9 protein-coding genes and 1 pseudogene are annotated in these 9,335 nt (G+C 59.3%); 4 read left to right on the top strand and 6 right to left on the bottom strand.

From position 1 onward, the window contains the following. Nucleotides 1-219 precede the first annotated feature (219 nt). Nucleotides 220-1,029: pseudogene (locus MKK68_RS03780) on the bottom strand (IS5 family transposase); the annotation flags it as partial. A 575-nt stretch (nucleotides 1,030-1,604) separates the two neighbouring features. Here MKK68_RS03780 and MKK68_RS03775 point away from each other — a divergent pair. Next, on the top strand, nucleotides 1,605-2,165 hold the full coding sequence (locus tag MKK68_RS03775) for a hypothetical protein (RefSeq protein ID WP_244028822.1): 561 nt from the start codon (nucleotides 1,605-1,607) through the stop codon (nucleotides 2,163-2,165). Between the two features lie 331 nt (nucleotides 2,166-2,496). Here the strand turns inward: MKK68_RS03775 and MKK68_RS03770 are convergent, their stop codons facing one another. After that, a complete protein-coding gene (locus MKK68_RS03770; protein WP_244028820.1) occupies nucleotides 2,497-2,868 on the bottom strand; it encodes an antibiotic biosynthesis monooxygenase family protein in 372 nt (123 codons plus the stop codon). 115 nt (nucleotides 2,869-2,983) lie between these two features. Here MKK68_RS03770 and MKK68_RS03765 point away from each other — a divergent pair, with 115 nt between their 5' ends. Both MKK68_RS03765 and MKK68_RS03760 read left to right on the top strand, forming a co-directional pair. Beyond that, a complete protein-coding gene (locus MKK68_RS03765) occupies nucleotides 2,984-3,484 on the top strand; it encodes a MarR family winged helix-turn-helix transcriptional regulator (RefSeq protein WP_244028824.1) in 501 nt (166 codons plus the stop codon). 317 nt (nucleotides 3,485-3,801) lie between these two features. Continuing rightward, a complete protein-coding gene (locus MKK68_RS03760; protein ID WP_244028818.1) occupies nucleotides 3,802-4,323 on the top strand; it encodes a YcxB family protein in 522 nt (173 codons plus the stop codon). Between the two features lie 240 nt (nucleotides 4,324-4,563). Here MKK68_RS03760 and MKK68_RS03755 read toward each other — a convergent pair whose 3' ends face one another. The 4 genes from MKK68_RS03755 to MKK68_RS03740 form a co-directional block, all read right to left on the bottom strand. Beyond that, nucleotides 4,564-5,259 carry an MBL fold metallo-hydrolase gene (locus MKK68_RS03755; protein WP_244028816.1) on the bottom strand — a complete coding sequence of 232 codons (696 nt, stop codon included), beginning with the start codon at nucleotides 5,257-5,259 and terminating at the stop codon, nucleotides 4,564-4,566. 479 nt (nucleotides 5,260-5,738) lie between these two features. Then, complete coding sequence (locus MKK68_RS03750) at nucleotides 5,739-6,284, bottom strand: PAS domain-containing protein (protein ID WP_244028814.1); 546 nt, start codon at nucleotides 6,282-6,284, stop codon at nucleotides 5,739-5,741. 718 nt (nucleotides 6,285-7,002) lie between these two features. Continuing rightward, entirely contained in the window at nucleotides 7,003-7,971 is a 969-nt protein-coding gene (locus MKK68_RS03745) for an alpha/beta fold hydrolase (protein ID WP_244028812.1), read from the bottom strand. 232 nt (nucleotides 7,972-8,203) lie between these two features. Then, nucleotides 8,204-9,094 (bottom strand): LysR family transcriptional regulator, encoded by an 891-nt coding sequence (locus MKK68_RS03740; RefSeq protein WP_244028810.1) that lies wholly within the window; start codon nucleotides 9,092-9,094, stop codon nucleotides 8,204-8,206. Between the two features lie 105 nt (nucleotides 9,095-9,199). Between MKK68_RS03740 and MKK68_RS03735 the strand changes: the two genes are divergently transcribed. Further along, on the top strand, nucleotides 9,200-9,335 hold a 136-nt coding region (locus MKK68_RS03735; RefSeq protein ID WP_244028788.1), incomplete at its 3' end, for an NmrA family NAD(P)-binding protein.

Below are 9,335 nucleotides of genomic sequence, written 5' to 3'. Positions count from 1 at the left end.
GGTGAGATTGCGTAAGGCCTTGCCCTACCGCAAGCTTGGGGGGGGGCGATATGCACTCACAATCGACCCGGCTCAAAGCCAGCCGGTCTGGTCACTTAGGCGAGTGGCTGGCGCACGCGCATCGAGCGTTACGGAAACGGGGGTTTGTGTGATGGAACAGCCTATACTGACGCGGGGCGAGCATCTTGAATGTTCCGTAAGAGTCCGTCCGATAAGTCTTGAGGCGCGTCCCAGCCGTCGAACGAGGATCATGACGGCAGCGGCGTAGAGGAAGGCTTGGGCCGAGGCGAGGGTCGCCTCCGGGTCTTTCCAAAGGCGGCGGTTGCGGCTGATCCAGCCGAAGAAGCGCTCGACGACCCAGCGGCGCGGATGCACGGCAAAGCCGACCTGATCCGGAGGCTTGCGCACGATGTCGACGGTGATGATCGTGGCCGTCGCGGGCCTGTCGCCCGCATAGCCTGCATCGGCAAAGGCTTTGACAATGAACGGGAAGGTCCGCCGCGATAGGCGCAGCACCGGTCCGGCACCATCGCGATCCTGCACGTCGGCGGGCTGTGGGTCGAGGACGAGCGCGCGTCCGTCCGTGTCGACCAGGGCCTGACGCTTGCGGCCCTTGATCTTCTTTCCGGCGTCGTAGCCGCACGGCCCACCGCTCTCGGTGGTCTTCACGCTCTGACTATCGAGCACCGCAGCCGTGGGTGAGGCTGCCCGTCCGACACGCTCGCGGTCCGCCATGACGAGGTCGTGGTTGATGCGAGCAAACAACCCCTCGTCGCGCCAGCGGATGAAGTAGCCGAACGCGGTCGAACGCGGCGGCAGGTCCTTCGGGATCAGCCGCCACGCGATGCCGCCGCGCAGCACGTAAAAGATGGCGTTCAGGACCTCCCGCGTCGTCCAGACTGGCGGGCGGCCACATGGCGCCGGCTCCGGCATCAGAGGTGCAATCACTGCCCACTCGGCATCTGTCAGGTCGGTTTCATAGCGCAGGCCCGCACGGCTATGCTGCCGCCGGGCGGTCGGGGTCCACATGGCAGATCCAAGTCAGGTTTCAGCACCCTCTTGGAATCACTGCCATCCTGGCCACTCAACCCTGCCTCAGCCCTTTATCGGACGGGCTCTAAGCGGACGTTTAAGATATTCACAATTTCTTGGCGAGTTTGGAATGACCGAGATTTTCGCTAAGCCATTTTCTGCTTGATTGAGGAGGGGTCTCACTTGGAGTCCGGAACAGATAGTGAAAATATCCGTATGTCGTTTTTAAACGTATATTTATATTCGTACTTGCGCCGGCATTGATAGCTGGTTTCTTTTCTATAGCTCCTAAACCTTATGAAGAAATAACGAAGCCAAAAACGATATTATCCTATTCAGTCGTTGCTGGGCCTACGCTAGGCGTCGACATAGAAAAGCAAAGAATATTTTCAATCACTATTAAAAATTCGGGCAAAACTCCACTAGAGTAGATAGACGTCGAGATGAATGCTGTTAATTCGAAGATTGAGAACTTATCGGTCGAAAAATCGCTTATAAATACCCTTGTTATTAAAGGAGAACCGTCGTCCCGGCTAAAAATATCGAGATTGCTTCCTGATGAGAAAATCTCGGTGTCGCTCTTAGCAACGTCGATCGCTCAAAATCCGGATATTTCGATTAATTCTCGCAGCAACGAAATTCTAGGTGTTGAAGATATTCCGGACGCGCCAAAAGGAAAATTCGATACTGATTTATTCGGAGCGGCCCTTAGCGCTTCGTCCGTTGCGATAATGTCACTTTTCCTAGCTACAGGTTTGAGAAGGCGAGGAATACTATTTGCCCCCTATGGCAAAAATAAAGAAGACATACTTGCATTTATATCAAGACTTAGTAGGATTGATGTATTAAGTTCGCAATTCATGCACCAGGAGGAAAAGACGTATGTTAGGCTTGCGGATACGTTGTATATTATTGCAAAGGAAATCGATGTAGCGCATATAGATCAATGCGTTAAATGTTTAAAATGCCCGCTCATGTGTAAGTTAATTGATCAAAGCGCGGACGTAGTCAAGTTTCATTTAGAAAGTTTGGGTTCTGCCATGACGGACGAAGAATATAAAAACATACTTAATAAAAGGAATAAATTTGACTCGGTTAAGCTTCGTGGAGAAATTAAAAGAATGCTGAGCTGAAAAACATTTCCACAATTTGATGCATGACCGAAAAACGACCGTTTTCCCGACTCGTACGGCTGCGTGCGGCAAGGCCTGAGAAGGGTGGCAAGTGGACCCCGGCCTTGCGTCCGGAAGCGGACGTTCCGCCTTCGACCCTTCTCAGACCCTCGGAAGGCCGCTTCGCGGCAGCTTAATGGAGGATACCTTTGTCAGGGGTGGGTAGTTTTATGACTGTCCGCTTCGGGAATTGAGGGCCGAGAAAGTGGTCCCCACTCGATCGAGCAACTGCAGTGATACAGCCTTCATCCGCGTTCTCGAAGCGCGGTGTCCCGACCAGCCTCATGAGGCGTCAGGCAATGCAAATGCCCGGAACCTCGACCTTACGAAACAGATGGGGGCTTGCCCTCGCGCTCTCCGGATACTCCGAGAGTTTCGCCCGAAACTCGGGATTGGCGAAGGCGGCCCGGAAATGGGCGACGGACTGCCAAACCGCATAGTTCAAGAAGGCACCGCTTCCCGCGATGCCGCGATGGAGTTGTGTCGAGATGAAGCCCGGCTGCCGTTTCATGATCGCTGCATCGCGGCTCCAGACCTTCAGAAGCGCATCCGCGTCCTCTGGCGGGACGACGAAGGTGTTGATCAGGACGACCGGACCGGCCTCGTCGTCGGCCAGCTGGTCGGCGAGCGTCACGGTGTTATCCATTTCGATGAAAGTCGACATCGGGTGCTCCCTGGGCATGAAGGTAGATAAGTTGCCTGCGTGATGCCTACATGGCATCATAGTGTCATATTAAATGGAATGACATCATGATGTCAATAGGGTGGTGATCTCTGCGATGTCCGAAGTTTCTCCCTCTGCTGAAGCGCTGACCGATCTCGTTCTCACGCTCTTCCGGGTCAACAACGCGACGCTGATCTGGGGCGACCGCCTGGTCGAACCCTTCGGGCTCACCAGCGCTCGCTGGCAGATCATGGGGGCCATCGCCTATGCGGATCGACCGAAGCCGGTGGCTTGGCTGGCCCGGGACCTCGGCGCGAGCCGGCAGAACGTGCAACGCATCGTCAACGAACTCGTCAAGGACGGCTTGGTGGCCTTCGAGACCAACCCACACCACAAGCGCGCGCAACTCGTGGTTCTGACGCCCGCAGGTCGGCACGCCTACGAAGCTGCCGTCCGAGCTTGGTATCCAGCGGCCGGCGACTTGGCCAAAGATATCTCTCCGGACGACCTCGCCACAGCTTTGCGGGTTCTCGGAGCGCTGCGTGACAGGCTCGCGGAGAGCGGCGCCGATGCCGATGCCGATGCCGATGCCGATGCCAAGGACCGGAGCGTGTAGCTCTCGGTCGGCTGACGCCCCTGACGCCTCGGGTGTCGTCCACGAGGCCGGCTGCTTCGGGGATCGCCGGTGGAACGTCCGCTTCAGGGCAAAGGGTCAGGGTCTGCTCCCCACTTTAAGCTGCCATTCGGCTCCCGAACCCAACGCAGCCACCCCGACAGCCGTCAGCGCTTCTTTGAGCGGTCGTTAATCAGCGCTCCAGCAAATTCGGTTCGGGATCGAAAGCAAACTATCCGTCGAACTCGATCATCGGCCATGCGCGGGACCGTCTAGGCAGAGGAGGTGGAGACGATCCCATTTTGAGGTAGGCTTACGCCATGCCAAGCCTGACCTACCACCCGTTGCGCGAAGACGTTCTCGCCGGAGGTCGCCTGCACCATCTGAGCCTTCTCACGAGCCAGCGCACGGCCCTCGTCCTGATCGTCTATGGTGTCATCGTGTTCGGGGCCTTCATCTTGTTGGATGCGCCAGCCGATGTAGCGTTCGTGTTCGCGATCGGCGCAAGCCTGTTCCTGATCGTGATGCTGGCGCTGCGGCATCTCGTGGTCCCCCGGCTGATCGTGCGGCGGCAGTTCCAGGAGCAGCGGAGCCTCCACCAGCCTTACACCATCACATGGTCCGAGCGCGGCTACGCGGCTCGCAGCGAGACGATTTCCTCCGACCTGCCATGGGATCACTACGTCCAATGGCGCGAGGATGCCCGGGTCATTCTCCTCTACCAATCGGCAGGGTCGTACCAGTTCGTGCCCAAACACATCCTGTCCACTGATGCACAGGAGTTCATTCGCGCTCGGCTGCGGGCAGTTGGTGTTCGGCAGGCACGTCGGTTCTTCGCTTGAATACGGTCGCGCTTGCCAGACACAGTAGCGACGCGTCTACCCCAACCAGCCGGTTTGTCTGCTTTGATGCACCCGCTGTCTGGAAGCAGAAGGTCCGAAAACCACCCTCAGCAGCGATCCCGCTCCGATCCAGCCACTCGGACCGCCATGGGTGCTTCTCCGAAGAATTTGTTCGTCAGCCCCCAGGCAACTTTGGCTTGAGGTGGTTTTGAGACTTCCAGATGAAGCAGCCCTTTCGCCTTAGCGCCGTGTTGCCGCTCGTTGAAGCTGGCTCGCGGCGTCCTTCACGATCGACCCACCGTGCCCGAAGCATACTGCCTGCGGCGCGAGCGCAGCGAGCTTGCGCTGGCTGCTCCGTCCCTCCGCCTCGTCCTCAAACCCGATCGGATCGCCTGCGCCGAGGATGTTGATGAACACGTCGCCCGCGATCAAAAGCCGGGTCCCTTGCCACAGGAACGCGACTTGACCGGCGCAATGGCCGGGGGCGTGGATCACCCGAAGACCGCCAGCAAGAGGCAAAGTCTCCCCATCAGCGATGTGCTGGTCGACGCGGAACGGTGCCGTGCGCTCTTTCTCGTCAAAAACGAGGCGCAGCATGATGTTACGGACGAGACCGGGCGCGGGCTTCATGGGTCGAAACGGCCCACCGCTCTCGACCATCGGTACGTCGGCAGCATGCATGTAAGTCCGGGCGCCGGTTGCCTGGATGAGCGGGACCGCACTGCCGATGTGATCAGGATGGCCGTGGGTGAAAACAAGGTGTTTGATTTCGGTCGGCTTGCGCCCGAGCTCGGTGACTGCTTCGAAGACCTTGTCCGCTTTGCCCGGGAACCCTGCGTCGATCAGGACGAGTTCCGGCCCGGCGTCGAGCAGCACGGCGTTGGCGTTGCCCATCGGTACGAGGTAGGCGCCGTCGATGATCTTCTTGAGCTCCATCAATCCCACCCGCTGACCACCCTCGTCTATAGTCCGGCGGCGGAGGTCCGAGAAGGGTCGTAGGCGGAATGGCTGGTCGGGGTGGCAACCGCGCCTTCGCCTTTTGTTCCAGAACGGACGTTCCGCCACGACCCTTTGCAAGCAAGGTCATGAGGCTTCCACCCCATCCAACCCGCTGGAGGACCAAACCTCGCCCTATCCTGAATTGAACGCCTACGTACTTTACAACTCTCAGTTGCATAGTATCGTAGCTAGCACTGCTGGCGATGGTGATCGTGAGTGACCGCCCGCTGGATCAAGCCTGTGTTCCGCGTCGTCGTGCTGAAGTCAGTACCTGATCGTAGGGGACATAACATGGTGGTGGTACTCGACCCTCGGACTGGCAAACTCGTCCAGATCCGTGTCCCACCTCGACCGCCACCGAAGCCTACGACGTAGCGCGCAAGAAGCAGTCTGAGGGAGGCCGAGGCTGCGGCCACTCAGTTAAGCTGCAGCCGCGATCCATCACCCCGGGCCAACGCTCGACCAACCTTGAACAAAGCGGCTTTGACCTCCCTCAAACCCGACGTCGCATCGTGCTGCTCCATCAGCGAGTGTACGATGAGGAGGTGATCCGCGATGGTGTCGAGGGGCGACACGGCCTGCGTAGCTGTGTGGGTCGGCGGCGGGATGAACCTCTCGATCCCACCGTACGCTGCGATCTCACGCGCCTCAGTTGGAGCAAACTCGGTCATGGACCCGAGATAACCGAGGAATGAGCGTCCAGGCGGACCAAACGAGGGAACACCTCCGGCCGCAAGCCACCGCACCGACCCGTCCGCACACTGGATGCGGAACCGCACACTGAACTCGGCCTGTGCCTGAGCAGCCTCTAACAGGATGGCCCTGACAGCACCCTGGTCGCTTTCCAGGACGGGCGTGGTCCAGCTGTCCCGGTAGGCCGCCTCACGCGTCTGTCCGGTGTAGGAGCACCATTCCCGGCAGATGTACGTGACTTCGCCCTGAGCGTCGGTCGTGAAGATCACCAGCACCTCCCACTTCAGTTCGCATGGGCCACTATCCTGGCACAATCTTTGAACACACAAGTCGTTTGCGCTACAATCATGCGCGATAGTGTCCCCCTATCACCTCACACGCATGATTTTTGGAGGGTGATGTGCTCAGCGAGAAAAATGTTTGTCATGAGAACTTGAAGCGGATTGCAGATACGCTTCATATCTCTGTGAATGATTTTTATGTAAACGACGAGTATTATAAAAAGCACGAGCAGTCTGACCAGTTGTTGAGTCTGTGGAAAAAACTATCGGCTAACAGGATGCGTGAAGACGCGCTCGATGCCATCCGTAGAATTGCTCGAAAAGCATAATGAATCAATTTATACAAAAATCAAAAAAAGCTAAAGACAATACTCACCTAGACTGTGCCTTCCGTTGCTTGTTCGAGGTACTCTTGAGCCACACAGGATCGGGTTTGATCCTTCAGTACAGGCGGCGCAACGTTTCCTTCCTCGGGAGACGGCCTTACCGCTCGATTGTACGAAACGCCTGGAAGCGGACCTTCCCAAGGTCTGTAAAGGGTCGATAGCAACCTGAACGACGTGTCTGGTATCCGACCGTTATTCCGACGATTACGGCTGCATGCAGCAAGGTCCGAGAAGGGTGGCAATCGGACGTTGGCTTTTCGCCGCGAAGCGGACGTTCTGTCTCCAACCCCTCTCCGACGTTCGGGGGAGAGGCCCCGGCACTATCGAGGTACGGATGATGGGGCTGTCGAGGTTTCAATGCTGCGGCCAAGAAAGTCACGTGTCAGCCAAGCAATCCTGTCCGTCGCCTCGTCTAGCGCGAAATGGCCAGCATCGAGGATGTACAACTCTGCCTTCGGCGCGTCGCGTAGATAGGCTTCGGCTCCTGGCACAATGAAGGAGGGATCGTACCGACCCCAGAGCACAAGGGTGGGCAGCGGTTGCTCGCGCATCCACGCCTGCCAAGCTGGATAGGATGCGACGTTCGTTTGGTAGTCGGAGAGGAGGGCCGCCTGGATGTCCCGCTCACCCGGCCGAGACAGGATCGCGTACTCGTCCATCCAGGTGTCCGGGTTGTACCGCTCCGGGTTCGGGCTGGTGCCGAGATGGCGCTGCTTGGCCCCTTCGAGGGACAAGAAGGCGTCGACCTGCTCGGGATGGGCTGCGGGGTCGGCCCAGTACTGGCCGATGCCCTGCCACTTCGCTCCGAGCCCCTCCACGTAGGCGTTGGCGTTCTGGACGATCAGCGCGCTCACCCGGTCGGGATGGGCGAGCGCCATGCGGAAGCCGACCGGGCCCCCGTAATCCTGCATGAACAGTGTGTACCGCGCGAGGCCGAGTTGCGCGGTCAAGCCCTCCATCGTCGCGGCGAGGTTGTCGAAGGTATAGGTGTATTGCGCGGGCGTCGGCGCATCGCTCTGACCGAAGCCAGGGTAGTCCGGCGCGATCAGGTGGTAGCGATCGGCGAGCAGCGGCAGCAGCGGGTCCCACTGCCGGGATGACGACGGATAGCCGTGCAGCAGCAAGATCGTGGGCGCATCGCGCGGCCCTGCCTCGCGGTAGAAGATGCCAACACCATTTACCTCGACCCGATGGTAAGTCGTCGTAGCCTGGGTGGAGGGAAGCGGCTGCGGCGTTCCTTGTCCAAGCGCTAGGGCCGTTGCAGCGGCCAGGACTGTCTGTGTCGGCATAACTCATCTCCTCTGCGGGGGAGAGATAGGGCCTTCCCGTTGGACAGGCCTCAACGACCACTTCCCACTCGATCCAATCGCAGGGCTCTCTGACGTCGAGTGCCCCTGAGCGGTCCTCCTGCTTCCGACCCAATTCGGACGCCTCCAACGACACAAGGAGTTCCTATTAGCGGACATGCTTGGGCAGGCAAGCTCAGCTACTCACGTCGATCGCAGGCCTTAGGAACCGCGGTCAGGCGGTGATGAATGCCGCAAGCTCTTCCGACGTGCCTTGGGGAAACGTCTGCCGCAGATGGTCCAGAAAGGCGGATACGCGGGCGCTGAGAAGGCGACGTGTCGGGTAGAGCGTCCATAGCGCCGTGGGAGGCAGATCGACGTCGCCCCAATGGGTGAGGCGACCCGCTGCTATATCTTGGCTGATCAGCGAGTAGGGAAGCGCTGCAGCGCCAACGCCAGCTCGCACCGCATCTCGGAACATGATGGGCGAGGATAGCCAAAGGATCGGTTCGAAGGCGATTTGCGACCGCCCGCCATCCTTGATCACGGTCCACCTATGGCCGCCGCCTGTGCCTCGCATCACCGCCCGCGCGGCCTCGCCGTCGTTCGGGCGGACGAAATGAGGGCTCGCCGCAACCACGAGCCGGTCGCGCAGGAAAGCCCGCCCAACCAGACCCTCGTTAGTTTTCGGGTTGACCCGGATCACGAGGTCATACCCTTCCTCGATCATATCCACTTCCCGATCGTCGGTCGTGACCTCCAATTGGACTTCCGGGTAGCGCAGGGCGAACTCGGCCGCGATCCGACCCATCGCTATCTGCGAGAAGAGCAACGGTGCGCTGATGCGCAGGCGACCGCGCGGCGTTCCACCGCCCGAGGCGATCACGGCGGCCGTATCATCGAGTTCACTGAGCAAGGCATAGGTTCGCTCGAACAGCGCCCGGCCTTCCTCGGTCAGCTTGATCGTGCGCCCGCCCCTCTCGAAAAGACGCAGGCTCAGGGCCTCCTCCAATTCCGTGACACGGCGCGACAGCGTGGCCTTAGGCCGTCCGGCGGCTCGGGAGGCTTTGCCGAACCCGCCATGCTTCGCGACCAGGGTGAAATCAGCGAGGGCGAGAAGGTCCATACGTTCCACTCACGAGACAGAGTGTCCAGATATAACGCCTATTGCCATTATTATGGATCGCTAATTTGGGTCTCAGCCAAACGGCTCAGCCCAAGGAGCAGACCAATGACCATCCTCATTACCGGTGCCACCGGCCGCGTCGGCCGCAACGTTGTCGAGCAGCTCACCAAGCGCGGCGCGAGCGTGCGCGTCCTCACCCGCGATCCGGCGAAAACCACTTTCAACGGCGATGTGGAGGTGG

This window comes from Methylobacterium sp. E-016, assembly GCF_022829745.1.
Taxonomy (GTDB): domain Bacteria; phylum Pseudomonadota; class Alphaproteobacteria; order Rhizobiales; family Beijerinckiaceae; genus Methylobacterium.
Note: the sequence above shows the minus strand (reverse complement) of the source record. Positions and strands in the feature narration are given on the sequence as shown.

Excerpts from the sequence above, each read along its gene's own strand:
- MKK68_RS03770 (WP_244028820.1), bottom strand. The coding sequence starts at position 2,868 with ATGTCGACTTTCATCGAAATGGATAACACCGTGACGCTCGCCGACCAG.
- MKK68_RS03765 (WP_244028824.1), top strand. The coding sequence starts at position 2,984 with ATGTCCGAAGTTTCTCCCTCTGCTGAAGCGCTGACCGATCTCGTTCTC.
- MKK68_RS03760 (WP_244028818.1), top strand. The coding sequence starts at position 3,802 with ATGCCAAGCCTGACCTACCACCCGTTGCGCGAAGACGTTCTCGCCGGA.
- MKK68_RS03755 (WP_244028816.1), bottom strand. The coding sequence starts at position 5,259 with ATGGAGCTCAAGAAGATCATCGACGGCGCCTACCTCGTACCGATGGGC.
- MKK68_RS03745 (WP_244028812.1), bottom strand. The coding sequence starts at position 7,971 with ATGCCGACACAGACAGTCCTGGCCGCTGCAACGGCCCTAGCGCTTGGA.
- MKK68_RS03740 (WP_244028810.1), bottom strand. The coding sequence starts at position 9,094 with ATGGACCTTCTCGCCCTCGCTGATTTCACCCTGGTCGCGAAGCATGGC.